General features: G+C 60.1%; 23 protein-coding genes. 13 read left to right on the top strand and 10 right to left on the bottom strand.

Annotated features, from left to right (window positions below):
• Positions 1–322 precede the first annotated feature (322 nt).
• Both AC4PS7_RS03630 and AC4PS7_RS03625 read left to right on the top strand, forming a co-directional pair.
• A complete protein-coding gene (locus tag AC4PS7_RS03630; RefSeq protein ID WP_029529211.1) occupies positions 323–1,549 on the top strand; it encodes an aminotransferase class I/II-fold pyridoxal phosphate-dependent enzyme in 1,227 nt (408 codons plus the stop codon).
• Between the two features lie 103 nt (positions 1,550–1,652).
• Complete coding sequence (locus AC4PS7_RS03625; RefSeq protein ID WP_021492362.1) at positions 1,653–2,840, top strand: MFS transporter; 1,188 nt, start codon at positions 1,653–1,655, stop codon at positions 2,838–2,840.
• Here the strand turns inward: AC4PS7_RS03625 and yiaY are convergent.
• Positions 2,807–3,955, bottom strand: a complete 1,149-nt coding sequence (gene yiaY, locus AC4PS7_RS03620) for an L-threonine dehydrogenase (protein WP_492179063.1) — start codon at positions 3,953–3,955, stop codon at positions 2,807–2,809. The genes AC4PS7_RS03625 and yiaY overlap by 34 nt on opposite strands.
• Positions 3,956–4,078: 123 nt before the next feature.
• On the opposite strand from yiaY, the gene AC4PS7_RS03615 reads away from it, so the two are divergent.
• Positions 4,079–5,095 carry a DUF4917 family protein gene (locus AC4PS7_RS03615; RefSeq protein ID WP_010212273.1) on the top strand — a complete coding sequence of 339 codons (1,017 nt, stop codon included), beginning with the start codon at positions 4,079–4,081 and terminating at the stop codon, positions 5,093–5,095.
• A gap of 139 nt (positions 5,096–5,234) precedes the next feature.
• Here AC4PS7_RS03615 and AC4PS7_RS03610 read toward each other — a convergent pair whose 3' ends face one another.
• Positions 5,235–5,762, bottom strand: coding sequence for a helix-turn-helix domain-containing protein (locus tag AC4PS7_RS03610; RefSeq protein WP_010212274.1), 528 nt, complete (start codon positions 5,760–5,762; stop codon positions 5,235–5,237).
• Between the two features lie 105 nt (positions 5,763–5,867).
• Between AC4PS7_RS03610 and AC4PS7_RS03605 the strand changes: the two genes are divergently transcribed.
• The 6 genes from AC4PS7_RS03605 (at position 5,868) to AC4PS7_RS03580 (ending at position 13,066) form a co-directional block, all read left to right on the top strand.
• Positions 5,868–6,650 carry an aldolase gene (locus AC4PS7_RS03605; RefSeq protein WP_010212275.1) on the top strand — a complete coding sequence of 261 codons (783 nt, stop codon included), beginning with the start codon at positions 5,868–5,870 and terminating at the stop codon, positions 6,648–6,650.
• Between the two features lie 28 nt (positions 6,651–6,678).
• Entirely contained in the window at positions 6,679–7,551 is an 873-nt protein-coding gene (locus AC4PS7_RS03600) for a dihydrodipicolinate synthase family protein (RefSeq protein ID WP_010212276.1), read from the top strand.
• Between the two features lie 200 nt (positions 7,552–7,751).
• Positions 7,752–8,291, top strand: coding sequence for an RNA polymerase sigma factor (locus AC4PS7_RS03595; RefSeq protein WP_021492365.1), 540 nt, complete (start codon positions 7,752–7,754; stop codon positions 8,289–8,291).
• A complete protein-coding gene (locus AC4PS7_RS03590) occupies positions 8,288–9,259 on the top strand; it encodes a FecR family protein (RefSeq protein WP_042570698.1) in 972 nt (323 codons plus the stop codon). Before AC4PS7_RS03595 ends, AC4PS7_RS03590 begins: the two co-directional genes overlap by 4 nt.
• A 128-nt stretch (positions 9,260–9,387) precedes the next feature.
• Positions 9,388–11,946 (top strand): TonB-dependent receptor, encoded by a 2,559-nt coding sequence (locus tag AC4PS7_RS03585; RefSeq protein ID WP_187516978.1) that lies wholly within the window; start codon positions 9,388–9,390, stop codon positions 11,944–11,946.
• Between the two features lie 220 nt (positions 11,947–12,166).
• The gene (locus tag AC4PS7_RS03580) at positions 12,167–13,066 is read left to right on the top strand and encodes a DMT family transporter (RefSeq protein ID WP_042570696.1); all 900 of its coding nucleotides are present in this window, start codon (positions 12,167–12,169) and stop codon (positions 13,064–13,066) included.
• A 13-nt stretch (positions 13,067–13,079) separates the two neighbouring features.
• Here the strand turns inward: AC4PS7_RS03580 and AC4PS7_RS03575 are convergent, their stop codons facing one another.
• From AC4PS7_RS03575 to AC4PS7_RS03560, 4 genes are all read right to left on the bottom strand, one after another.
• Complete coding sequence (locus tag AC4PS7_RS03575; protein WP_010212281.1) at positions 13,080–14,297, bottom strand: class I SAM-dependent methyltransferase; 1,218 nt, start codon at positions 14,295–14,297, stop codon at positions 13,080–13,082.
• 130 nt (positions 14,298–14,427) lie between these two features.
• Positions 14,428–15,045 (bottom strand): TPM domain-containing protein, encoded by a 618-nt coding sequence (locus AC4PS7_RS03570; protein WP_010212282.1) that lies wholly within the window; start codon positions 15,043–15,045, stop codon positions 14,428–14,430.
• Positions 15,046–15,073: 28 nt separating this feature from the next.
• Positions 15,074–15,802 carry a TPM domain-containing protein gene (locus AC4PS7_RS03565; protein WP_010212285.1) on the bottom strand — a complete coding sequence of 243 codons (729 nt, stop codon included), beginning with the start codon at positions 15,800–15,802 and terminating at the stop codon, positions 15,074–15,076.
• Between the two features lie 18 nt (positions 15,803–15,820).
• Positions 15,821–16,432, bottom strand: a complete 612-nt coding sequence (locus tag AC4PS7_RS03560) for a LemA family protein (RefSeq protein ID WP_010212287.1) — start codon at positions 16,430–16,432, stop codon at positions 15,821–15,823.
• 238 nt (positions 16,433–16,670) lie between these two features.
• On the opposite strand from AC4PS7_RS03560, the gene bglX reads away from it, so the two are divergent.
• The gene (gene bglX, locus AC4PS7_RS03555) at positions 16,671–18,962 is read left to right on the top strand and encodes a beta-glucosidase BglX (protein ID WP_010212288.1); all 2,292 of its coding nucleotides are present in this window, start codon (positions 16,671–16,673) and stop codon (positions 18,960–18,962) included.
• A 130-nt stretch (positions 18,963–19,092) separates the two neighbouring features.
• Here bglX and AC4PS7_RS03550 read toward each other — a convergent pair whose 3' ends face one another.
• Both AC4PS7_RS03550 and AC4PS7_RS03545 read right to left on the bottom strand, forming a co-directional pair.
• Entirely contained in the window at positions 19,093–20,250 is a 1,158-nt protein-coding gene (locus tag AC4PS7_RS03550; protein ID WP_010212290.1) for a phospholipase D-like domain-containing protein, read from the bottom strand.
• Between the two features lies 1 nt (position 20,251).
• Positions 20,252–20,842: a YceI family protein gene (locus AC4PS7_RS03545; RefSeq protein ID WP_010212292.1), complete on the bottom strand. Its 591-nt coding sequence runs from the start codon at positions 20,840–20,842 to the stop codon at positions 20,252–20,254.
• Between the two features lie 288 nt (positions 20,843–21,130).
• On the opposite strand from AC4PS7_RS03545, the gene AC4PS7_RS03540 reads away from it, so the two are divergent.
• Complete coding sequence (locus AC4PS7_RS03540; RefSeq protein WP_492179062.1) at positions 21,131–21,421, top strand: DUF3077 domain-containing protein; 291 nt, start codon at positions 21,131–21,133, stop codon at positions 21,419–21,421.
• Positions 21,422–21,604: 183 nt separating this feature from the next.
• Here the strand turns inward: AC4PS7_RS03540 and AC4PS7_RS03535 are convergent, their stop codons facing one another.
• Both AC4PS7_RS03535 and AC4PS7_RS03530 read right to left on the bottom strand, forming a co-directional pair.
• Positions 21,605–21,919, bottom strand: a complete 315-nt coding sequence (locus AC4PS7_RS03535; RefSeq protein ID WP_010212295.1) for a hypothetical protein — start codon at positions 21,917–21,919, stop codon at positions 21,605–21,607.
• The gene (locus tag AC4PS7_RS03530) at positions 21,916–22,989 is read right to left on the bottom strand and encodes a serine hydrolase domain-containing protein (protein WP_045791223.1); all 1,074 of its coding nucleotides are present in this window, start codon (positions 22,987–22,989) and stop codon (positions 21,916–21,918) included. Before AC4PS7_RS03530 ends, AC4PS7_RS03535 begins: the two co-directional genes overlap by 4 nt.
• 186 nt (positions 22,990–23,175) lie before the next feature.
• On the opposite strand from AC4PS7_RS03530, the gene olsB reads away from it, so the two are divergent.
• Both olsB and AC4PS7_RS03520 read left to right on the top strand, forming a co-directional pair.
• Positions 23,176–23,931 (top strand): L-ornithine N(alpha)-acyltransferase, encoded by a 756-nt coding sequence (gene olsB / locus AC4PS7_RS03525; RefSeq protein WP_003172415.1) that lies wholly within the window; start codon positions 23,176–23,178, stop codon positions 23,929–23,931.
• Entirely contained in the window at positions 23,931–24,722 is a 792-nt protein-coding gene (locus tag AC4PS7_RS03520) for a lysophospholipid acyltransferase family protein (RefSeq protein ID WP_047541417.1), read from the top strand. Before olsB ends, AC4PS7_RS03520 begins: the two co-directional genes overlap by 1 nt.
• Positions 24,723–24,762 lie beyond the last annotated feature (40 nt).

Here is a 24,762-nt window from a genome sequence, read left to right as displayed (position 1 = left end):
TCCCGCCAGTTTGACTACCTGAGAGACAGGCCTTCGAAAGCCATCGTCACATCCGTCCTCAACACTGCCACCTTACTCAATATAGTGAGAGGCGACCTCAACAAATCGCAAGCCCCCTCAAACGCTTAGCTCGACACACCACAATAAAATACTCCTCGCCCCCATTACTACATAGACGCAAACATTGATTTGCCATTAAACCTCGTAGGAAATTACTCACACTAAAATGTTCGCCTGGCATTGATCGTATAGGAAGCGCCTGACTTAACCTTCAAAACTTTTCCCGTTACTGTTTCCGCCCATCACCTCCAAGGACGAAAAAATGGAAACTCCACAAGTCACACATAAATTCTCAAACCACAAAAAGATAATCGCGCTCTCTGATAAAGACTGGCAATCAGCCAAAACCGGACGAATTTGTGAACTTAATGTAACCGTAAAGAAACCCAACTATTTTACTGACCAATATGGACGAGACCTTCACCACTTCTGCACCACCTCATATCTTGGTCTTGACTACCACCCACAAATATTGGAAGGCGCTATCCAAGGCATAACGACCGCTAAGACATTACGAATCGCAAATTCAAAAAATCGATGTAAGCTAGACATACTTGAGCAATACGAAACAACGCTATCAACTCTATTCAACTCAACATGTCTAAGCACCTTGTCCTGCAGTGCAGCCAGTGCCGGCTTATTGCCCTTACTTGCTAGTGGCGCCTTCACTGATAACACGCCCCCGACAATGGTATTCGACAAACACTCTCATTATTCGATGAACCATATTAAAGCTTCCTGTGCAGATGAGACAGATGTAACAACCGCACCTCACAATGACATATGTTTTATTGAAGACTTATGTAAGAAGCGCAAACACGTCGCATACATAGCAGACGGCATCTACAGCATGGGTGGAAAAGCGGATATTGACAGCTTGCTCTATCTTAAATCGCGGTATGGGCTATTTCTTTATCTGGACGACTCTCACGCTTTATCTGCATTTGGAGAGAAAGGAAGAGGATTCATCCGACCACACTTTCAATCGCTAGACGATCAAACTTTGATTGTCGCGTCTCTCGGCAAGTCATTCGGTGCCAGCGGAGGATTAGTGATGTTTGGTAGTGAAAAACAAAAGAGCCTCATGTATCGATACGGCGGCCCTAGCAACTGGTCCCAAAGTTTAAATTCCGCCTCTATCGGCGCAGGCCTAGCCTCTATAAAAATCCATCAAACGAATGAGTTACCTATACTCCAGGAAAGGCTCCTCGCCAACATACAGCTATTTGACAGCCTTATAGAGACGGAGCAGCAAGGTACGCGCACTGCTATCCGTTTGATACCCTGTGGCGAGGCGGAAAAAGCGAACATAATCGCTGCACAACTCGCCAACAGTGGCTTCTTCACTTCGGCCGTGTTTTTCCCCGTGGTGCCCCGAGGGAACGCGGCAATTCGCGTAACGCTCCGAGCGGACATGGCCCATGAAACAATACTTTCATTTTGCTCAAGGCTCATGAGTCTGATAGAAGAAAATAAAATCGACCTTTAATCTTTGTGCTTTCCAATAATTCAGAGCTTCTAACAATGCGGCTCGTTCTAACAGTTGGGTTTTCGATGACTTGCTCAACACTCGCAATGACGGATGCCCATTCTTGAAAAACTCGACCACCCTCACCCTAGCCTGCAGTGCCGCCTTCCTCGCCCAAGTCGGAATCAGCAGCTACCTGCCCGCCGTGCCAGCAATCGCACGTTCCCTCCCCGCCGCCGAAGGCCACGTCGCGCTGGCCCTAGCGATCTACTTGGTCGGCATGGCTTTGCCGATGTTGTTGTGGGGCCACCTGAGCGAACGCTTTGGGCGCAAGCCTGTGCTGTTGGCAGCGCTTGCCGTGTATGCGTTGGCGAGTGCAGCAATCCCTTCAGCGTTCAACGTTGAAGCGTTCCTGGCATTGCGGCTGATTCAAGGGCTGGGCGCGGGCGGTGTTTCGGTGATGGCGCGAGTATTGGTGCGTGATAGTTTCAGCGGTGCTTTGCTGGCAAAGGGTTTGTCGTGGCTGGGCATGACCTTTGTGATTGCCTTGGGTATCGGCCAATTCGCAGGTTCGTTGTTGCAGGTGATCTTGGGCTGGGAGGCGATCTTCTACGGGTTGGCGATTGGCGCGCTCGGGTTGATGCTGGTGTTGCAGCGGGTGATGTTCCCGGCACTGGTGAAAGCTGACGAGTCTCTATCCGCCTGGCGCATCTATGCCACGATCGTGCGGCATCCACCGTTTCTGTACCCAGCCTTGGCCGGTGGCCTGGGTTATGGGGTGATCATTGCCTTCAACACCTGTGCACCGTTGATACTGCAAGGGCGTTTCGAGTGGAGCGCGGCGCAATATGGTGGGTTGGGTTGGCCAATCAGCGCGGCTTATCTGGCGGGGGCATTGATGGTCAACCGCTTTGTGGCGCGCTCGGGTCGATTAACGATGATGGGCTGGGGCGTAGCCCTGTTGCTGACAGGAACGGCAGTGATGCTTTTAGGCAGTGTGTTTGCTGGCGGGCTCGCCATCTTGTTGTGGCTGCCGTATTGCGTGGCAGTGCTGGGGCAGTCGATGAGTTACCCAATCAGTTTGTCCGTGGCCAACGATGAGTCGCCGGTGAGTGGTTCCTACGCCATGGCGTTGAGCGGTTTCATGCACCAACTCATGGCGGCGTTGATTGGCGGTATGGCGAGCCTGCTAGTGAGTCAGCAGGCATGGTCGTTGGCGGCTTTATGTATGGCGTTGGCGGGCGCCGCGTGGGTGTGCGTCGCCCGCTGCCGGGCAGATCAAAACGCGCTGCGGAAGATCTCCTCAATCTGACGTTGATCCGCCCGCCGAGGGTTGGTCAGTCCGCAGGCATCCTTCAGTGCGTTGGTCGCCAGCAATGGAATGTCCTGCAACTTGGCACCCAGCTCGCGCAATCCGGCGGGAATCTCAACGTCATGGGCCAGGCTACGAATCGCGGCGATGGCGGCCTGGGCGCCCTCTTCGTCGCTGAAACCCTTGACGTCGGCGCCCAAAGCGCGGCCTACGTCGCTCAGGCGTTTGGCGCTGACGCTGGCGTTGAAGCTTTGCACGTGGGGCAGCAACACCGCGTTGCACACGCCGTGCGGCAGGTCGTAGAAACCGCCCAACTGGTGCGCCATGGCGTGCACAAAACCCAGGGACGCGTTGTTGAAGGCCATGCCGGCGAGGAATTGCGCATAGGCCATATTCTCCCGCGCGGCTTTGTCGCTGCCATCGCGTACCGCCAGGCGCAGGTTGGCGCTGATCAGTTCGATGGCCTTGATCGCGCAAGCGTCGGTGATCGGATTGGCGGCGGTGGACACGTAGGCTTCGATGGCATGAGTCAGCGCGTCCATGCCGGTGGCGGCGGTGAGGCCCTTGGGCATGCCGACCATCAGGCTTGGGTCGTTGACCGACAGCAGCGGCGTGACGTTGCGGTCGACGATGGCCATTTTCACATGGCGGGTTTCGTCGGTAATGATGCAGAAACGGGTCATCTCGCTGGCGGTGCCGGCGGTGGTGTTGATGGCCACCAGGGGCAGTTGCGGTTTGCTGGACTGGTCGACGCCTTCGTAGTCGCCGATATGCCCGCCGTTGGTCGCGCACAGGGCGATCCCCTTGGCGCAGTCATGGGGTGAGCCGCCGCCCAGGGACACCACGAAATCACAGGCGCTTTCCTGCAACAGGGTCAGGCCTTTTTCGACGTTTTCAACGTTGGGGTTGGGCTTGGCGCCATCGTAGATCACCGAGTCGATGTCCTGCATCGCCAGTTTCTCGGCGATCATGCTCGCAACGCCCGCCTTGGCCAGGCCGGCGTCAGTGACGATCAGCGCCTTGCGAAAACCATAGTCGCGGATGGCGATCATGGCTTCGTCGAGGCAGTCGGTGCCCATGATGTTGACGGCGGGGATGAAGAAGGTGCTGCTCATGGCGAATCCTCAGAGGCTTTATACCTACAGCATCAACCTGCGCCCTCTGCGGCATCTTGATCAGGATCAACGTCGACCCGTGATAAAGTCACCGCTCAGCCGATTTCGAGTAGACCCGCCGCAATGAAGGATTTCCAGGATATTGACGCCCACCTTGAAGACTGGAGCGCAGTGCGCAGCAGCACCGACTTCAGCGGGATTCTGATCGGCAATGGCGCGAGCCGTACGATTTGGGAAGACTTTGCCTACGACTCGCTGTTCGAAAACGCCCGTACAGTCGAAGAAAAACCCCTCAGCCAATCCGAACTCAGCGTGTTCGACGCCCTGCAAACCCGCAGCTTCGAGCAAGCCCTGGGCGCGTTGAAGACCACCAGCCGGGTCAACAAAGCCCTGGCCGTCAGCTCAGCGGCGCCGCGCAATCGTTATTACGCGATCAAGGAAGCCTTGATCAATACCATCCACGCGGTGCATATCCCGTGGCGCCTGGTGCAGCCGTCGACGCTGGCGACGATCAACGATGAGTTGAAGCATTACGCCACCGTGTTCACCAGCAACTACGACTTGCTCAACTATTGGGCGATCCTGCACACACCAGGCATCGACGACCTGTTTCGCAGCGCCGACGCCAGCTTCGACCTGCGCAATACCCGCACCGATACCACGCGCATCCTCTACCTGCACGGCGGCCTGCACCTGGTGCGCAACCTCGATGGCACCGCACGCAAATTGCCGACCACCGACAGCACCTTGCTCAGCAGTTTTGCGATCAACAACACGATCAAGACCCTTGATGATGTGCCGCTGTTCGTCAGTGAGGGCAAGGTGGAAGAGAAGCTCAAGACCATCCGCAGTTCGGATTATTTGTCGTTCTGCTATGAGCAGTTGCTGAGCCACGAAGGGGCGCTGTGCATCTTCGGGCATGAGTTGGGCCCACAGGATAAACACCTGGTGGATGCGATTCGCCAGGCCAACGTGACGACGCTGGCGATCTCGGTGTCGGGGCGCAGTGATGGGTTCATCCGCCAGCAGAAGCGGCGGTATTCGGAATTGTTCGATGGGACTGGCGTGGCACTGAAGTTCTTTGCGGCGCGGACGCATCCATTGGGTCATCCTGCGCTGTCAGTGCCTGTCGAACGCTGATTTTTTGTGCGACTTCGATCCATTGTGGGAGCTGGCTTGCCTGCGATACAGGCACCTCCGTCTGTCAGCTGAATCGAGGTGATGCTATCGCAGGCAAGCCCACTCCCACATTGACCGCGTTCACAAGGCCAGCGCGACGTCAGTCTTCCGCGCTGTGCACCACCACCAGCAATTGCGCCTGCACATCCCCCACCGAACGCAGCCGATGGGGCTTCTGCGCATTGAAGTGCAGCGCATCGCCACGCTCCAGGATCACCCGTTCGTTCATGAAATCCACCTCCACCTGGCCTTCGTGCACAAACAGAAACTCTTCCCCCAGATGCTCCTTGAAGGTCTTGTCGGTGAACTCCGCCGGCGGATAGATGATGAACGGCAGCAGGCTGCGTTCACTGACCTGATGGGCCAGCACCGCATAACCGGGTGACGTGTCAGGCCGTTCATGGCTGCGCACCAGGCTGTAGCTGTCGAGGCTGACGCTGTCTTCGCTGAACAGCTCTTCGACCTTCACGTTCAGCGCCTTGGCCAGCTTCAGCGCGGCGGCAATCGAAGGCGTGTTGAGCCCGCGCTCCACCTTGGACAGGTAACTCTTGGTCATCCCGGACTTTTCAGCCAGGGCTTCCAAAGTAACACCAAGTTTTTTTCTCAATAATTTCAAACGGATAGACATGCGCTGCGATTTATCCATGCAGTAAGCGATGAGCTGTGCTTGCTAATGACACAAAGTGTCATATAGCATCATTAGTGTCATTAGCAGCCACCCAGGACACCCGATATGGCCAAGACATTAGCACTCCCAAAAGACCAACTGGTCAAGCAAGCACTCGTCCAGATGCAAAACACCCTGGCAGATAATACGTGGACTGACCGGCAAAAGCTGGCGCTCACTTGCCGCATCCTGTTCGAGAACGGCCACGACTCTGGCCTCGCCGGGCAGATCACCGCGCGCGGGCCGGAACAGGGCACCTATTACACTCAGCAATTGGGCCTGGGTTTTGATGAGATCACCGCCAGCAACCTGTTGCTGGTAAACGAGGATCTTGAAGTACTGGAAGGCCACGGCATCCCCAACCCCGCCAACCGTTTTCACAGCTGGGTCTACCGTGGGCGGCCGGACGTAAACTGCATCATCCACACTCATCCCACCCATATCGCCGCGCTGTCGATGCTGGAAGTGCCGCTGCAGGTGTCCCATATGGACCTTTGCCCGCTGTACGAAGACTGCGCCTTCCTGGAGGCTTGGCCGGGCGTACCGGTGGGCAATGAAGAAGGCGAAATCATTACCACGGCACTGGGTGACAAACGCGCGATCCTGCTTTCGCACCACGGTCAGTTGTCCACCGGGGCGAGCATTGAGGAGGCCTGCGTGATCGCGCAGTTGATCGAGCGCGCGGCCAAATTGCAGTTGCTGGCGATGTCGGCCGGCACCATCAAGCCGATCCTGCCGGAGCTGGGACGCGAGGCCCACGACTGGATCTCCCGACCCAAGCGCCATGGCGCCGCGTTCAACTACTACGCCCGGCAGAACCTGCGTCAACACGCCGATTGCCTGAACTGAATTGCCCTTTTCCGACCGGAGATTTTCCATGTCCAGCCCTAACATTCACGGCATCATCGGCTACACCATCACCCCGTTCAGCACCGACGGCCAACGCATTGACCTCAACACACTGGGTCGCTCCATCGACCGCCTGATCGAGGGGGGTGTGCACGCCATTGCGCCACTGGGCAGCACCGGTGAAGGTGCGTACTTGAGCGACGCCGAGTGGGACGAAGTCAGCGCCTACAGCCTGGCAAAAATCGCCCGTCGCGTGCCGACCATCGTCAGCGTATCCGACCTCACCACCGCCAAAGCCGTACGCCGCGCCCGCTACGCCGAAGCCAATGGCGCCGATGTGGTGATGGTGCTGCCGACGTCTTACTGGAAACTCAGCGAAGCGGAAATCCTCGCCCACTACGCCGCGATCGGCGACAGCATCGGCGTACCGATCATGCTCTACAACAACCCGGCCACCAGTGGCACGGACATGTCGGTGGACCTGATCCTGCGCATCATCAAGCAGGTCCCCAACGTGACCATGGTCAAGGAGAGCACCGGGGATATCCAGCGCATGCACCACCTGCATCGCCAGAGCGACGTGCCGTTCTACAACGGCTGCAACCCCTTGGCGCTGGAAGCCTTCGCGGCGGGCGCCAAGGGTTGGTGCACGGCGGCGCCGAACCTGATCCCAGAGCTCAATCTGGCGTTATATGAGGCGGTATTGGCGAATGACCTGACCCAGGCGCGGGAAGTGTTTTACCGCCAGTTGCCGTTGCTGGACTTCATCCTCAAGGGTGGATTGCCAGCCACAATCAAAGCCGGGCTGCGGTTGACCGGATTGGAAGCCGGTGATCCTCGGTTGCCGGTGTTCCCGCTGGGTGAAGTGGGGATCGAACAACTGAAAACATTACTGCGCTAACCACGACTCCCTGTGGGAGCGGGCTTGCTCGCGAATGCAGTGCGCCAGTCAATGGATAAATCGACTGACACACCGCTTTCGCGAGCAAGCCCGCTCCCACATTTTTTACTGGGTACATCCGTAAAATAGAGACAAATGACAATGGTTCTCGATACCATTCGCGACTTTCTCCAAGTCGTGCTTCGTCAAGAAGGATATCCATGTCTCGTCCCAAGCCCGACCCGCTGTCGGCCGATGCCTTTCGCGGGTTCTATACAGATATTCTGTATTTCCTGCGCAAGCGCACAGACAACGCCAGCGACGCCGCGGACATGACCCAGGATGTCTTCACTCAGTGGCTGGACTACCGCGACCGCGCCAAGGTCGAGCAGCCACGGGCGTTTCTGTTCCAGATGGCGCGCAACCTGCTGCGTGATCACTGGCGCAAACAGAAGGTACGGCACACCGTCCACTCTGATCAGGCCGACATGGACGCCGAGCCTGCCACCGACGAGCAAAACGATCCCATGGCCGCCGTGCAACGCCTGCAACGCCTGGAACAGTTGAAAGAAGTCCTCGCCGAACTCTCGCCCCGCCGGCGAGAAGCCCTTATGCTGCACCGCTTCGAAGGCTTGAGCCAGGCGCAGATCGCCGAGCGCATGGGCATATCGACCAGCATGGTGGAAAAGCACATCGCTTTTGCCCTGCTGCATTGCAAGCGACGCCTTCAACACGAACCCGGCACGGAGCAGCCAGAATGAACCGCCTGAGCGACACCGACTTGCTGGACATCAAGGACAGTGACTCCATCGATGCCCAAGCCGCCAGCTGGTTTGCCCGCAACCGCAATAATGACGTGGGGCGTGCCGACCGCAAGGCCTTTGCCGCCTGGCAAGCCGAGCCCGCCCATGCCCGCGCCTATGCCGAATTCGAGCAACTGTGGTCAGACCTGGCCCAGCTGCAGCAACTGAACAAGCCCACGGCACTGCCCAAACGCAAACCGTCGGTGTGGCGCCCAGCCCTGGCCGTGGCGGCCGCGTTGTTGTGCGCGGTAATGGCCCCCCACCTCGGCGCGCCCCGTGAGCTGTATCACACCCAGGTCGCAGCCCACGCCAAAGGCATGCGCACGCTCAACCTGCCCGATGGCAGCAGCGTGTATGTAAATGCCAACACCCGCGTGCGCGTGGATTTCACCGCGCACCAGCGCATCGTGCACCTGGACAAGGGCCAGCTGTACCTCGAAGTGGCCGCCGACAAAGAACGGCCGCTGTTCGTGCAAGCGGGCGAGGCCAATATCCGCGTGGTCGGCACCGGCTTCGATGTGCGGCGCAGCCAACAGCAACTGGTGGTCAGCGTCGCCCATGGCCAGGTCGCGTTCGAGCCTGATGCAAAAATCCCGGTCACCCTGCTGGGCGCCCAGCAACGCGCGATCTTCAGTTACGCCAAGGGCACGGTACAGCAGCAAACGCTCACCGCCGGAGAGGTTGCCGACTGGCGCAGCGGTCACCTGTCGTTTCGCAACCGCGACCTCGCCAGCCTGATCGATGAGCTGAGCCTGTACCGCCCCCAGGCAACGTTGCAGGTCAGCAACGCCGTGGCGCACCTGAAGGTCTCGGGCAATCTGGATGTGAATGATCCCGACGCCCTGCTCAACGCCCTGCCTGCGCTGTTGCCGGTCAAAACCGTGACGTCGGCAGATGGCATCGTACGCATCGAACCGAGCAAATAACCCGACAGAATTCTTATTTGAGAATATTTTGCATTCGCGGGTGTGGATTTTTCCGCCAGCCCCGTCTTCCTCCGGTCTGAGTTCGATACGTACACCTTTTCGGCCATTTGGCCACACCGGGGGATTTCATGTTTCGCGCGCCTTGCCACGCTTCGCACCTGTTCTTTCGACCGACGCTCATCGCTAGCTGCCTGGTATTCAGCCTCAATGCACAGGCCGAGTCGCTCACGCTGCAACTGCCGGCGCAGCCGCTGGCGACATCCTTGAGCCAGGTGGCGCAGCAGGCGAAAATCCAGCTGTTGTTCGATGAAGAACTGCTCAAGAACGTGCAGGCGCCGGCACTCAACGGCAACTTCACGCCGGAAGTGGCGATTCGCACCCTGCTGAAAAACGGTGAGCTCACCTTGATCAAGGTCGGCAGCACCTACGTCGTGCGCCCCGATGAAGGCACCACCCCCCACAGCGGCGTGATCCAACTGGACGCTCTGAGCGTGATCGGCACAGGTACCGAGGTCAATTCCAGCACCGTCGGCCGCTCCACCCTGAGCCAGGAAGACATCGACCGTTACCAGTCCAATAACATCCCCAGCCTGCTGCAGACCCTGCCGGGCGTTAGCCAGGGCGGCTCGCTGAAACCTGGCGGCCAGACCATCAATATCCGCGGGTTCGGTGATGCCGAAGACGTACCGCTGACCGTCGATGGGGCCACCAAGAGCGGCTTTGAGCGCTATCAGCAAGGCACAGTCTTCATCGAGCCCGAGCTGATCAAAAGCATTGAGGTGGAGAAAGGCCCCAACTCCCCCTTCACCGGCAACGGCGGGTTTGGCGGTACGGTCAACATGACCACCAAGGATGCCCCCGACCTGCTCAAGGACGGTCGCAACAGTGGCGCGATGCTCAAATACGGTTACTCCAGCAACGACCATGAGCAGGTCTACAGCAGCGCCGTGTTCGGACGTACCGACGATGGTCGTTTCGACGCACTGGCCTACCTGACCCAACGCGACGGCGACGACATGAAGGTCGCCGCCAAACTGCCCAACGAAAACAATCAGTACCCAATCAACCCTCAGCGCCTGCCGAACTCCGCCCAGAATGTCGACGGCAAGCTGTTCAAGGTCAACGCCCACTTCACCGAAGAGCACGCCGTTGGCTTGTCCTACTCGCGGTCACACAGCAACCGCTGGACGCCGTTCTCAGCGGCCAGCTACCCGACGCCGCCCACCCAGGCCAACATTGACCGCTATGGCTACGAAGCAGCGCTGAAGCGTTTTCTGGCCCATCGCGACACGGTCGACACCACTTGGTCGGGCAAATACGAATACACACCCGTGGATAACCCGCTGGTGGACCTGACCGTCAAATACTCCCAGTCCAACACCGACCAGACCGACGAACGCGACGCCACGGCATTTTTTCAACTGGCCACCGGCGGGCGCAAAATGGACACCGCCTACACCGACAAAAACCTCGACGTGCGCAACGTCAGCTTGTTTGACACTGGCCCGTTGCAACATGCCGTCACCGTGGGCGGGCAGATCCGCAAGCACATCCGCGAGACCGAGATGTGGATGCCGGGTACCACCTACAACACCCCGCGTTACAACTACGGGCATTTCCAGCCGGGCTTCATGCCCCACGGCAAAGTCGATACCAACAGTTTCTTCGTGCAGGATGCGGTGACCCTGGGCGACGTCACCATCACGCCATCGATGCGCTACGACCACGTCCGCAACCGCGGCGAAGCCAACGATGCGCCGTACTACAGCAACCCCGATCCGTCCATTGGCCACGACTACAGCGACCGCACCTACACCGGCTGGTCGCCGCGCCTGGCAGTGTTCTGGACCGTCAACCCGAACCTCGGGCTGTTCGCCAACTGGAGCAAGACCTGGCGCGCGCCAGTGATCGACGAACAGTACGAAGTCCAAGGCCTGGGCAGCCGCACCGCCACCAGTGTCGACCTCGACCCGGAACGCATCACCTCGATCAGCGTGGGCAGCGTCAGCAGCTTCGACAACCTGATCGCCCACGACGACAACCTGCAACTGCGCACCACCTTCTTCCACAACAAAGTCGAAGACGAAATCTTCAAGGCTACAGGCGTCGGCTGCCAGAACCAGGCCATTAACGGCGGCAGCATCTCCACGGCTTGCCCGCCGGGCGCCCTGTCCAACTATCGCAACATCGGTGGCCTGACCATCAAGGGCTTCGAGCTCGAATCTTTCTACAATTCCACCTACCTGTTTGGCTCGGTGTCGTTCGCCTATGCCAAGGGTGATCATGAAGGCGCCTACACCAACCCCTGGGGTCCGGATGTGGCGGCACGGGATATCCCGCCGACCAAATGGGTACTGGTGCTTGGCACCCATATTCCCGCCTGGGATGCCCAGGTCGGCTGGACCGGCCAGTTCATCGGCGCGACCTCCCGTTTGCCCAGCGACAACTATTCCGGCGGCCCGGGCAGCGGCGTGGGCGACCTGTTCTACGACCAGTACGGCAACAAGCGCTACAACACTCAGGGCCTGTTCGCCAAATGGAAACCACAACAGGCCTACCTGAAAGGCACTGAGGTGAACTTCACCGTGGACAACGTGTTCAACAACAACTTCCGCCCGGCCCTGAGTGGCGACCGCGCCTACACCAAAGGCCGCGACGCGAAGATCAGCGTCACGCGCTTCTTCTAAAACGGGCACGGCCGTTGTGGGAGCCGGGCGTGCCCGCGAGGGAGGCGACGCGTTTTTTGCGTAAAACTGCGGTGCGCCCATCGCAGCCTCGCGAACGCTCGACAGCTCCCACCCGACAGCAACTGTACGGATAAATCCGCACGCAGCTGTAGACCCTTGATCGGTGAGGGATGTGGCTAGATGGGCTTCCCTTGAAGCCCTCTAGATTCGGTTCTTCTCCATGAGCTCGCGCGAAAACACCGGCATGGCCCTCGGCCTGCTGGGCGTCATCATCTTCAGCCTGACCCTGCCCTTCACCCGCATCGTGGTGCAGGAAATCCATCCGTTACTCAACGGCCTGGGCCGTGCGTTGTTCGCGGCGATCCCGGCGGCGGCGCTGTTGCTGTGGCGTCGCGAACGCTGGCCGACCTGGCGTCAGGTGCGTGGGCTGTGCCTGGTGATCGCGGGCGTGATCCTGGGTTTCCCGGTGCTGTCAGCGTGGGCCATGCAGACCCTGCCGGCATCCCATGGCGCACTGGTCAACGGCCTGCAACCGCTGTGCGTGGCGCTGTACGCGGCGTGGCTGTCCCATGAACGACCGTCGAAAGCCTTTTGGGCCTGTGCGGCACTGGGCAGTGGGTTGGTATTGAGTTATGCGTTGATCACCGGCGCCGGCAGTATCCAGGCGGGTGATTTGCTGATGCTGGGCGCGATTGCCGTGGGTGGGCTGGGTTACGCAGAAGGCGGCCGACTGGCCAAGGAAATGGGCGGCTGGCAGGTGATCTGCTGGGCGCTGGTGCTGTCGACGCCCGTGCTGATCGGGCCGGTGTGGTACCTGGCGGCGCAGCATCAAGGCGCGATTTCCATGCGCGCCTGGTGGGCATTCGGCTACGTGTCGCTGTTTTCGCAATTCCTCGGGTTCTTCGCCTGGTACGCCGGGTTGGCCATGGGCGGGATTGCGCGAGTCAGCCAGATCCAGCTGTTGCAGATCTTCTTCACCATCGCGTTTTCGGCGCTGTTCTTTGGTGAACACATCGAGCCGATTACCTGGCTGTTTGCGTGTGGGGTGATCGTGACGGTGATGCTGGGGCGCAAGACGGCGGTGCAGCCTGCGCCAGCCCCCAAGGCTGCCACTCTTTAAATCGCATCGTGCTTCAGGCCAGGTAGCCATCCGCGCGCAGCAGGGTTTCCAGGCAGTGTTCGGTGATGTGGTAGAAGGCCTTCAGCTCCTGGATCTTCTCCAGCAACTGCGCGTTGTCCACAGGCTCGGCGCGTTTGACCGCAAGAATCATCTTGTTCTTGTTGGTGTGCTCCAGTGAGATGAACTCGAACACCTTGGTCTCATAACCACAGGCTTCGAGGAACAACGCACGCAAGCTGTCGGTGACCATTTCCGCCTGCTGGCCCAGATGCAGGCCGTATTGCAGCATCGGCTTGAGCAGCGCCGGGCTCTGGATCTGCAGGCGGATCTGCTTGTGGCAGCACGGCGAGCACATGATGATCGACGCGCCGGAACGGATGCCGGTGTGGATCGCGTAGTCCGTGGCAATGTCGCAGGCATGCAGGGCGATCATCACGTCCAGCTCGCTGGGCGCCACGCTGCGCACATCACCGCATTTGAACACCAGCCCCGGATGCTCCAGGCGGGCGGCGGCGGTGTTGCAGAGGGTCACCATGTCTTCGCGCAGCTCGACGCCGGTCACTTCGCCTTCGGCCTTGAGGGTGTTGCGCAGGTAGTCGTGAATGGCAAAGGTCAGGTAGCCCTTGCCCGAGCCGAAGTCGGCGACGCGCACCGGCTGGTCCAGCTTCAAGGGTGACGAGGTGAGCGCATGGCTGAACACTTCGATGAACTTGTTGATCTGCTTCCACTTGCGCGACATCGACGGGATCAGCGCCTGCTTGGCGTCGGTCACGCCCAGGTCGGCGAGAAAGGGTCGGCTCAGATCGAGGAATCGATTCTTCTCACGGTTATGTTCAGCCGACGGCGCTTCACGCAGTTGCTGCGGCTTGCTTTTGAACAGTGAGCTTTTGTTCTTTTTGCTGTATTCCAACTGGGCTTCGTCAGTCAGCGACAGCAGGTGCGCATTCTTGAACGAGGTTGGCAGCAACTCGGCAATCGCCGCCACACCTTCCGCCAGCAGGAAGTTCTTGGTGATGTCGCGGGTCTTGTAGCGGTAGACGAAGGACAGGCACGCCTGTTCCTTGACCGTGACCGGCTTGATGATCAGCCGCTGCAACTCGGCTTCCTCACCGACGTACTTGGCCAGCACCAGCTTGATAAAGGCGTTCTGCGCGAGGCTTGCGCTGAGCAGTTCGACGAACTGGGCATGATGATCCGGCGCAGGACGGGCAGGTTGAGCGGTGACAGACATGAACTAAAACGCCTCGGGCAGGGAATGCCGGGCATTTTAGGGGGGATAGCGGTTCAGGGCACGGGGTTATTTGACTAACGGTCAGTGTATTGCCGACACAAAACCCACATTTAGAACTGCACTGTCTGGATTACTCGAGTACGACCAATCGATTCGGCAGTTCGTTACGCGTCTGCGTCACCGGCACATGCACCTTCAACAACTCGCCACAGGCCTCGATGCAACTGATAAACCCAGCCAGTGTCTGCCCCTGTTTCACCTGCTGGGTAAACGCCTTGACGATCACATCCCAGCTGCTGTCATCCAGGCGTTTGGAAATGCCGTCATCCACCAGGATCTCCACGTACCGCTCTGCCTCGCTGACAAAGATCAGCACGCCGGTGCTGCCCAGCGTGTGGTGCAGGTTCTGCTCCAGGAACTGCCGCCGCGCCAGGTTGGACGCACGCCAGTGGCGCACCGAACGGGGGATCAACCGCGTGGTGACCTTGGGCAGGCGGAACACCAGGCACAACACGATGAATGTCGCCCATTGCGCCAGCAACAAGGTGTACATGGTCAGGTAACCCGACAGGTAATGCACCACACCGGGCACCACCAACGCGATCAGGCTGGCCCACAACAGTGGGATGTAGGCGTAGTCGTCGGCGCGGGCGGCCAACACGGTCACCAGTTCCGCGTCGGTGGTTTTCTCGACGCGGGCGATCGCTTCCGCGACTTGGCGCTGCTCGTGTTCAGTCAGTAATGCCATGGTTGTCGTTGCTCTCTCATTATTATCATCACCAGCCGCCTGAAGCCCCGCCGCCGCCAAAGCCGCCACCGCCGCCCCGGAAACCACCACCGCCGCCCCCGCCACCACCGCCACGGCCGCTGCTGCTGAGAATCGCCAGCAAGATAGCGCCCACCGGCAGCCCCATGCGATTGCACAGCCACAACACGCCGATCAGCAGGATAAACAGGCCAATGGAAAACCCGGGATTATCCTTGGCAAAGTTGGCATCCGCCACATGCGCCGGCACGGCCAGCGGCTCGCCGCCCACCACCTGCACCATCGCCGATACGCCGTCGCTGATGCCCTGGCTGTAATTACCGGCCTTGAACTTAGGCGCGATCACTTGGTTGATGATCACCCAGGACTGCGCATCGGTCAGCGTGCCTTCGAGGCCATAGCCGACTTCGATGCGCAATTTGCGCTCATCCCGGGCGACGATCAACAGCGCGCCGTTATCCTTGCCCTTCTGGCCGATGCCCCATTGGCGGCCGAGTTGATAACCGTAATCCTCAATGGGCACGCCCTGCAGGTCTGGCACCGTGACCACCACGATCTGGTCGCCACGGGTTTGCTCCAGTGCCTGCAATTGCTGGGTAATCTGCTCGCGCACCGCCGGGTCGATCATCTGGGCGGTGTCCACCACCCGCCCGCTCAACGCCGGGAAGCTCAGCGCCGCCTGGGCCACGCCCACGCAGGCCAACAACCACAGCGCCAGGCCTATCCGTAATAAACGCATCGACACCTCAGTGCAGCCTTATTTGAACTTCACTTGCGGCGCTTTATCGGCATCGGCGCTGGTGGCTTCAAACGTGGCGCGGATCGGCAAGTCGCTGTACATCACGCTGTGCCACAGGCGGCCCGGGAAGGTGCGGATCTCGGTGTTGTAGGCCTGCACTGCCTGGATAAAGTCGCGGCGGGCCACGGCGATACGGTTTTCAGTGCCTTCAAGCTGGGATTGCAGGGCCAGGAAGTTCTGGTTGGCCTTCAGGTCCGGGTACCGCTCGGACACCACCATCAAGCGGCTGAGTGCACCGCTCAAGCCGTCCTGGGCCTGTTGGAACTGCTTGAGTTTTTCCGGATTGTCGAGGGTGCTCGCATCCACTTGGATCGAGGTGGCCTTGGCCCGTGCTTCAATCACGGCGGTGAGGGTGTCCTGCTCATGGGCAGCGTAGCCCTTGACCACTTCCACCAGGTTGGGGATCAGGTCGGCGCGGCGTTGGTATTGGTTTTGCACCTGACCCCAGGCGGCTTTGGCCTGTTCGTCCAGGGTCGGGATGTTATTGATGCCACAACCGCTCAGCACTGTGCTGATCAATAGCAGCGCCGCGGCTTTCAAGCCCCAGCGGTAACCTTGTGCTGCTTGCATGGTGTTTCTCCTGCCCAATCTTGATGGAATGTTACGACTAACCCTATACACCGCGCGCTTGGGGCATAATCCGCCACCACTGGAATGCATCGAACCAATCAGCTACAAAGATGCCCAGCGCGAAAAAGAGTTCAGAGTGTGCTGCATTTATCTGAACAACACCCGAACAACAATAGACGCTCCCCACATTTTGGCCGATCAGCGTAATTGCTGTGCAGTGAGCCGAAAAAGGATATTCATGAAGAAGCTGTGTTTGCTCGGCCTTGTTGCCACTCTGGCCACCCATCCCGTCTGGGCAGAAACAAAGCCTGCTGCGCTTAAGGACAAGGACGCCTTCGTCAGCGACCTGCTCAAGCAGATGACCCTGGATGAAAAGATCGGCCAATTGCGCCTGATCAGCATCGGCCCCGAGATGCCCCGTGAGCTGATCCGCAAGGAAATCGCCGCCGGTCGCATCGGCGGCACGTTCAACTCCATCACCCGCCCGGAAAACCGTCCGATGCAGGACGCGGCCATGCGCAGCCGCTTGAAGATCCCGATGTTCTTCGCCTACGACGTGATCCACGGCCACCGCACGATTTTCCCGATCAGCCTGGCGCTTGCCTCCAGCTGGGACATGGACGCCATCGGCCGCTCCGGGCGCATCGCCGCCCAGGAAGCCGCCGCCGACAGCCTCGACATCACCTTCGCGCCGATGGTCGACATCTCCCGCGACCCACGCTGGGGTCGTACGTCCGAGGGCTTCGGTGAAGACACCTACCTGGTCTCGCGCATTGCCGAAGTGATGGTCAAGGCGTTCCAGGGCGTGAGCCCCGCGAATGCCGACAGCATCATGGCCAGCGTCAAGCACTTCGCCCTGTACGGCGCGGTGGAAGGCGGCCGCGATTACAACGTGGTCGACATGAGCCCGGTCAAGATGTACCAGGACTACCTGCCGCCGTACCACGCGGCGATCAAGGCCGGTTCCGGCGGCGTGATGGTGGCGCTGAACTCGATCAACGGCGTACCCGCCACCGCCAACACCTGGCTGATGAACGACCTGCTGCGCAAGGACTGGGGCTTCAAGGGCCTGGCCGTGAGCGACCATGGCGCGATCTTCGAACTGATCAAGCACGGCGTGGCCAAGGATGGGCGCGAAGCCGCCAAGCTGGCAATCAAGGCCGGCATCGACATGAGCATGAACGACTCGCTGTACGGCAAGGAATTGCCGGGGCTGCTCAAGTCCGGCGAGATCGAACAGAGCGACATTGATAACGCCGTTCGCGAAGTGCTCGGCGCCAAGTACGACATGGGCCTGTTCAAGGACCCCTACCTGCGTATCGGCAAAGCCGAGGACGACCCGGCCGACACCTACGCCGAAAGCCGCCTGCACCGCGCAGAAGCCCGCGACATCGCGCGCCGCAGCCTGGTGCTGCTGAAAAACCAGAACAACACCCTGCCACTGAAAAAATCCGCGACCATCGCCCTGGTCGGCCCGCTGGCCAAGGCGCCGATCGACATGATGGGCAGTTGGGCCGCTGCCGGCAAACCGGAACAATCGGTCACCCTGCTCGACGGCCTCAACGCGGTGATTGGCGAAAAAGGCAAGATCATCTATGCCCGTGGCGCCAACATCACCCAGGATAAGGCCGTGGTCGACTACCTGAACTTCCTCAACTTCGATGCCCCTGAAGTGGTGGATGACACCCGCCCTGCCCAGGTGATGATCGACGAAGCGGTCAAGGCCGCCAAGGAGGCCGATGTGGTGGTCGCCGCCGTGGGTGAGTCCCGTGGCATGTCCCACGAATCCTCGAGCCGCACCGACCTGAACATCCCGCAGAGCCAGCGCGACCTGATCAAGGCCCTGAAGGCTACCGGCAAGCCGCTGGTGTTGGTGCTGATGAACGGCCGTCCACTGTCGATCCTCGAAGAGAACCAACAGGCCGACGCGATCCTGGAAACCTGGTTCGCCGGCACCGAAGGCGGCAACGCGATTGCCGACGTGCTGTTTGGTGACTACAACCCGTCAGGCAAGCTGCCGATCACCTTCCCACGCTCGGTGGGGCAGATTCCCACCTACTACAACCACCTGACCATCGGCCGGCCGTTCACCCCAGGCAAGCCGGGCAACTACACCTCGCAGTACTTCGATGACACCACCGGGCCGCTGTTCCCGTTCGGATATGGCTTGAGCTACACCACGTTCAGCCTGTCGGACATGGCGCTGTCGTCCACCACGCTGAACAAGACCGGCAAGCTCGATGCCAGTGTCACCGTGAAAAACACCGGCAAGGTGGATGGGGAAACCGTCGTCCAGCTGTACATCCAAGACGTGGCCGGCTCGATGATCCGCCCGATCAAGGAGCTGAAGAACTTCCAGAAGGTCATGCTCAAGGCGGGTGAAGAGCGCACGCTGCACTTCACCATCACCGAGGAGGACTTGAAGTTCTACAATACCCAGCTCAAATTCGCGGCAGAGCCGGGTGAGTTCAATGTGCAGATCGGGTTGGATTCCCAGGATGTGCAGCAGCAGACCTTCGAACTGCTCTAACGCCTGACGCGGTCAGAACATGTGGGAGCGGGCGTGCTCGCGAATGCGGTGGATCAGTCGCTGATTTTAGTAACTGACACGCAGCCTTCGCGAGCAAGCCCGCTCCCACATTTCGATCGAGTTGACCTGATTAGCCGCGTCGGTCGAGCAAGTTGACCACCAACCGATCAATCCAGCCCCACACCCGCTGCTTCACCCGCCGCCACAACGGCCGCGACTTCCACGCCTCCAGGCTGACCGCCTGGCTCTGGGCAAAATCCCGTTCGAAACTGCCCGCCACGGCCTCGGTCAATGCCGGGTCCAGCGCTTCCAGGTTGGCTTCCAGGTTGAAGCGCAAATTCCAGTGATCAAAGTTGCACGAGCCGATGCTTACCCAATCGTCCACCAGCACCATTTTCAAGTGCAGGAAGCACGGCTGGTATTCAAAGATCTGCACGCCCGAACGCAGCAAGCGCGGGTAATAACGGTGGCCGGCGTAACGCACGGACGGGTGATCGGTGCGCGGGCCGGTGAGCAACAAACGCACGTCGACGCCGCGCCCGGCGGCACGGCGCAAGGCACGGCGCACGCTCCAGGTCGGCAGGAAGTACGGTGTGGCCAGCCAGATACGCTGCTGGCTGCTGTTCAAGGCGCGGATCAGCGATTGCAGGATATCGCGGTGCTGGCGGGCATCGGCATAGGCCACCCGACCCAGGCCGGGGCCCGTCGCCGGCACCTTGGGCAACCGCGGCAAACCGAAATGGGTGGCGGGTTTCCATTCCCGACGAGCTGCATTGGCATGCCATTGGCGATCGAACAGCGCCTGCCAGTCCAAAACCAGCGGCCCGCTGATCTGCACCATGACTTCATGCCAGTCGGCGCTGTCGTTGCCTGGCGTCCAGAATTCATCGGTCACCCCGGTGCCGCCGACAAAGGCCATGTCCTGGTCGATCAACAGCAGTTTGCGATGATCGCGGTACAGGTTGCGCATCCAGCGGCGCCAATTCAGGCGGTTGTAGAAACGCAGCTCCACACCCGCGTCCGTCAAGCGTTTACGCAACCCGAGGGTAAACGCCAGGCTGCCGTAATCATCGAACAGGCAGCGCACCCGCACGCCGCGTTCAGCGGCGAGGACCAGTGCCTGCACCATCGCTTCGGCGCAGGCACCGGCTTCCACCAGGTACAACTCCAGCTCGACCTGCCGCTCGGCGCGGGCAATGCCCACCAGCATCTGCGGAAAAAAATTCGGCCCATCGATCAGCAATTCGAAACGGTTGGCGCTGCGCCATGGGAACACCGCGCCGCTCATGTCAGCGCGCCGTGAAAATCAGCACCGCACCCACCGGCACCGACAGACTGATCGACTTGAGCCCCGCCGCCTTGCGCAACGCTGCCACGCCCGGCGCCAGGTCGAAGTCCTCGGCATGCACCACCAGCGGTTCCAGGGTCACCACCTGGAAACGCCGGTCATCCAGGCGCGTCGCCAGCAGCTCGGCGCTGTAGGTCTGGGTCTTGCCGTGCAGGGTCACGGACAACGGCAGGCGCAATTCCAATTGCGCACCAGGGGCCAAATCGTTGATCGGTTGCAGGTTGATCTGCGCGTTGATCAGCGCGTCTGGAAACGTCTTGATCTCGAACAACTGATTGCGCATGCGCTCGTCGCGCAGCGGAACGCCGCTGTTGACCGACTCCAGCTCCACCTCCAGTTGCGCCGCGCCCTTGCTGTCGACTTTGCCGTGCAACACCAGGAAGCGCTGCACTTCGGCGATTTCGGTGTTCTTGGTGGTGACGAACGACAGGCGCGAGGACTCGTTATCCAGATACCAGTCGGCATGGGCAGGCACAGCGGCGGCGGCCAAGAGGGCGAAGGCCAGGGGTTTGATCACAGAAGCGTTGAACATTGAAAACTCGCGGGGCGAAAAACCTGAACGAACCTTAACCGTCCATTGGAGCGGAAGCAAAGTCTGTGATGAGCGGGCGTGGAATCCCGGGAAAGAACGCTACAGCGTCGTCAAACAATTAGTCGGCGCTTTTTTGTGCCTGCTGTTTGTGCTTTATGGCGACTGTACGTGGGAGGCCTTGTGCCTGCCGAGTTGCTTCTTCTCGGATTCCAACCTGCGTACAGCTGCCACCCCCACGCTTGGAATCGTGACTGGCAGCTCTTTTTGGTTGTACCAAAGGAGCAAGCTATGCCGTACGAAATACCCTCAGCCGAAACTATCGGTGCCGCGACCTTTGCAGATTGCCGAGAAAACAAAAGCCATTTGAAAGTGTTCCGTGTCAACGCAGGGGTTCCGCTGCTGGAAGCCCTTGAACACGCCTCGCACGTGCTTTATTACGCAAAAATGCTCTCGCTTGAGGCCGCCATGGACCCCAAGGCGGAGAAGTTCGCTTTCGCCTCGCACTATTTGGGTGAAATGGGCAAAGCGATCATTGATGATCTGCTGTTGGCTATGCAACCTGGCAGCCCAGCCACGTAGTAAGTCGTTCGCGCCCGATGCAGTGCATCGGGCGCCTACCTGTGCTTCTCTCATTTCCAATGATTAGTGCAAATCCCCTGTGGGAGCTGGCTTGCCTGCGATAGCGGCAGGTCAGTCAACATCACTATCGCCTGTGCCGCCATCATCGCAGGCAAGCCAGCTCCCACATGGGGTCGCGGTGTGTCAGGGGTTCAAGCGGCAGCCCTGCCGATCCCCCAACCACCGTGCACTGTGCGTACGCCCCAAACCGCTGGCCGTGACTTCACTGCGCTCGGGGTTATCGGTAAAGGCACTGGTGGGCACGTACTGCTTCACATACCCCCGGCAATACTCCGCCGGGTTGTTCGCCACATACCGACACGAGCAATACTCCTTGGCCGTATACGCCGCGATGATGTCGGGGAAAGCTTGCAGGTTGACGCGCTCGTGCCAGATCCACCCCAGCAGGGCGAGCAACAGCAGCAGAAACAGGCTGGTAAACGGACGACGACGGATCATGGCTGCACCGCCGCAAGCACGCGTTTGAGCAGTTCGTTGTGGCGATAGCTGCCGTCGCGGTCGTCGCCGTAGCGTACGATCACCAGATGTTCTTCAGGCATCACAAACAGCGCCTGACCCCAATGGCCGAGGGCCGCAAAGGTGTCGGCGGGGGCGTCTGGCCAGGGCCGTGGCGCACCTTGGTTAAGCCACCAGTGACCGCCGGGAACGGCTTCGTCCTGGCCGGCCTTGTACTTATCGAACGGCTGACGGTTGAAGGCGACCCAGTCTTTGGGCAGCAACTGGTGTTCCCCCCAACGGCCGTCCCGTGCCATCAACAGGCCGACACGCGCCAGGTCACGAGCCGTGAGGTAGGCGTAAGAGGAAGCGACGAAGGTTTCATCGGCGTCGGTTTCCCAAGTGGCATTGCGGATCCCCAATGGCTTGAACAACGCATCCCACGGGTAACTCATATACGCCTTATGCCCGAGCATGCCTTTCAGCGTGGCGGACAGGATGTTGGTGTCACCGCTGGAGTACCGGAACACCTGGCCCGGTGCAGTGGCGGCCTCGGTATCGGCGGCAAAGTCAGCCATGTCGCCGCGGCCACGGGTGTAAAGCATCGCCACCACCGAAGATTTCAGCGGCGCGTATTCATAGTCTTCCTGCCAGTCGAGGCCCGAGGCCCAGTGCAGCAAGTCGGCCATGGTCACAGTCGGGTGCTGCTTCATTGGCGGGTAAAAACGCGCGGCGGGGTCGGTCAATTTGAAGCGGTTTTCGCCGTAGGCCACGCCCAGCACGGTCGCCATCAGGCTTTTGCTGACGGACCAGGTGAGGTGCGGAGTGCTGGCGGTGGTGGGCGTGGCATAGCGTTCGTAGACGACCTGGCCGTCGCGGATCACCAACAATGCGTCAGTGCGGATGCCTTGGCGGGTGGCGTCGTCTCGCGCCGGAAAAGCGTAAGCATCCAGAGCATCAACTGCGGGACCCGAGAGCGGTGTGCCCTTGGCCCATTCCTTATCGGGCCAGGTTTCGGCGTAAGCGGCAACGGTGACGAACAACAGGGCAACGCACAACAGGCCTCTGACCATGGACGCAAACTCAAGGGGGCATTCAAGCCCGCGAGCCTAGCCGAGGGTGATGACAGATTTGCGACATGGAGGGCTGTCATCCAAGCGTCACCATAACTTCATGGAGATGACACCGGGCCTCCATAGCCTGACTTTGGACAACAAAGTCGACCGGCCGAAATCGTGGCCGGCACTCGGAGACTCGCCATGACTCAGATCGCCCGCATCAGCGACACCGGCAATGAACGCCGCCTGCAAGCCGAACGCCTGGTTGGCGCGCAGGCGTTGCAGGAAGCCCAGGCCCTGCGGTTCAACGTGTTCAGCGGCGAATTCAACGCCAAGCTGAAAGGCGCGGAACTGGGCCTGGACATGGATGACTATGATGTTCACTGCAGCCACATCGGCGTGCGGGACTTGAACAGCGGTCGACTGGTGGCCACCACTCGCTTGCTGGACCACCAGGCTGCCAGCACCTTGGGTCGGTTCTACAGCGAAGAAGAATTCAGCCTGCATGGCTTGCTCCACCTGCAAGGCCCGATCCTGGAAATCGGCCGCACTTGCGTCGATCCGGCCTACCGCAACGGTGGCACCATTGCCGTGTTGTGGGGCGAGTTGGCCGAAGTGCTCAACCAGGGTGGCTACAGCTACTTGATGGGCTGCGCGAGCATCCCGATGCACGACGGCGGCATCCAGGCTCACGCGATCATGCAGCGCCTGCGCGAACGCTACCTGTGCAATGAACACCTGCGCGCCGAACCGAAAAAACCCCTGCCGGCGCTGGACCTGCCGTCCAACGTGATCGCCGAAATGCCGCCACTGCTCAAGGCTTACATGCGCCTGGGGGCGAAGATCTGTGGCGAGCCGTGCTGGGATGAAGATTTCCAGGTGGCCGACGTGTTTATCCTGCTCAAGCGCGATGAGCTATGCCCGCGCTATGCACGCCACTTCAAGGCGGCCATGTGATGAGCCGCCTGCGCGTGTACGGGCGCATTGCCCGCGTACTGCTAGTGGTGGCACTGGGCTTGAGCATGGCCAGTGTATTCGGCGTGTTCGAACGGTTGGGCGTGGCCAACTCGATGGTGCGCCGCCAGCGCTGGTCGCGGTTCTTCATGGCGCGGCTGACCAACGCCCTGCCCTTTCGCGTGACGGTGCACGGTGAGTTGCCGCAAACGCCGATGCTGTGGGTGAGCAATCACGTGTCCTGGACCGACATTCCCCTGCTGGGCATGGTGACGCCGATGTCGTTCCTGTCCAAGGCCGAAGTGCGTACCTGGCCGGTGGCAGGCTGGCTGGCGGCCAAAGCCGGCAGCTTGTTTATCCGCCGGGGTTCGGGCGATAGCCAGTTGATCCGCAAGCAGATGACCCGTCACCTGGGGCAACAACACCCGCTGCTGATGTTCCCCGAAGGCACCACCACCGACGGGCGCAGCCTGCGCACTTTCCACGGGCGTTTGCTGGCCAGTGCGATCGATGCGGATGTATGCCTGCAACCGGTGGCGATCCGTTATCTGCGTGAGGGGCAAGTGGACCCGCTGGCGCCTTTTATTGGCGATGATGATTTGTTGTCGCACCTGATGCGCTTATTTGCCAACGACCAGGGCGATGTGGAAATCCATGTGCTCAAGCCAATTGCCTGTGCCGGGCAGGAACGCGCGGCGCTGGCGTATCAGGCGCAGCAGGCGGTGCAAAAGGCGTTGTTTGGGCCCTTGCCCGAGGCAGAACAGATCGCGGCTCGACCGGCATTCGCGGCATAAAGCGGGCATGGTCAACGTGTGGGAGCTGACTTGCCTGCGA

It is taken from the genome of Pseudomonas sp. DW-iso3 (assembly GCF_058725305.1).
Note: the sequence above shows the minus strand (reverse complement) of the source record. Positions and strands in the feature narration are given on the sequence as shown.

Coding starts and splice junctions, on each gene's coding strand:
- AC4PS7_RS03630 (WP_029529211.1), top strand. CDS start 323: ATGGAAACTCCACAAGTCACACATAAATTCTCAAACCACAAAAAGATA.
- yiaY (WP_492179063.1), bottom strand. CDS start 3,955: ATGAGCAGCACCTTCTTCATCCCCGCCGTCAACATCATGGGCACCGAC.
- AC4PS7_RS03615 (WP_010212273.1), top strand. CDS start 4,079: ATGAAGGATTTCCAGGATATTGACGCCCACCTTGAAGACTGGAGCGCA.
- AC4PS7_RS03610 (WP_010212274.1), bottom strand. CDS start 5,762: ATGTCTATCCGTTTGAAATTATTGAGAAAAAAACTTGGTGTTACTTTG.
- AC4PS7_RS03605 (WP_010212275.1), top strand. CDS start 5,868: ATGGCCAAGACATTAGCACTCCCAAAAGACCAACTGGTCAAGCAAGCA.
- AC4PS7_RS03600 (WP_010212276.1), top strand. CDS start 6,679: ATGTCCAGCCCTAACATTCACGGCATCATCGGCTACACCATCACCCCG.
- AC4PS7_RS03595 (WP_021492365.1), top strand. CDS start 7,752: ATGTCTCGTCCCAAGCCCGACCCGCTGTCGGCCGATGCCTTTCGCGGG.
- AC4PS7_RS03590 (WP_042570698.1), top strand. CDS start 8,288: ATGAACCGCCTGAGCGACACCGACTTGCTGGACATCAAGGACAGTGAC.
- AC4PS7_RS03585 (WP_187516978.1), top strand. CDS start 9,388: ATGTTTCGCGCGCCTTGCCACGCTTCGCACCTGTTCTTTCGACCGACG.
- AC4PS7_RS03580 (WP_042570696.1), top strand. CDS start 12,167: ATGAGCTCGCGCGAAAACACCGGCATGGCCCTCGGCCTGCTGGGCGTC.
- AC4PS7_RS03575 (WP_010212281.1), bottom strand. CDS start 14,297: ATGTCTGTCACCGCTCAACCTGCCCGTCCTGCGCCGGATCATCATGCC.
- AC4PS7_RS03570 (WP_010212282.1), bottom strand. CDS start 15,045: ATGGCATTACTGACTGAACACGAGCAGCGCCAAGTCGCGGAAGCGATC.
- AC4PS7_RS03565 (WP_010212285.1), bottom strand. CDS start 15,802: ATGCGTTTATTACGGATAGGCCTGGCGCTGTGGTTGTTGGCCTGCGTG.
- AC4PS7_RS03560 (WP_010212287.1), bottom strand. CDS start 16,432: ATGCAAGCAGCACAAGGTTACCGCTGGGGCTTGAAAGCCGCGGCGCTG.
- bglX (WP_010212288.1), top strand. CDS start 16,671: ATGAAGAAGCTGTGTTTGCTCGGCCTTGTTGCCACTCTGGCCACCCAT.
- AC4PS7_RS03550 (WP_010212290.1), bottom strand. CDS start 20,250: ATGAGCGGCGCGGTGTTCCCATGGCGCAGCGCCAACCGTTTCGAATTG.
- AC4PS7_RS03545 (WP_010212292.1), bottom strand. CDS start 20,842: ATGTTCAACGCTTCTGTGATCAAACCCCTGGCCTTCGCCCTCTTGGCC.
- AC4PS7_RS03540 (WP_492179062.1), top strand. CDS start 21,131: ATGCCGTACGAAATACCCTCAGCCGAAACTATCGGTGCCGCGACCTTT.
- AC4PS7_RS03535 (WP_010212295.1), bottom strand. CDS start 21,919: ATGATCCGTCGTCGTCCGTTTACCAGCCTGTTTCTGCTGCTGTTGCTC.
- AC4PS7_RS03530 (WP_045791223.1), bottom strand. CDS start 22,989: ATGGTCAGAGGCCTGTTGTGCGTTGCCCTGTTGTTCGTCACCGTTGCC.
- olsB (WP_003172415.1), top strand. CDS start 23,176: ATGACTCAGATCGCCCGCATCAGCGACACCGGCAATGAACGCCGCCTG.
- AC4PS7_RS03520 (WP_047541417.1), top strand. CDS start 23,931: ATGAGCCGCCTGCGCGTGTACGGGCGCATTGCCCGCGTACTGCTAGTG.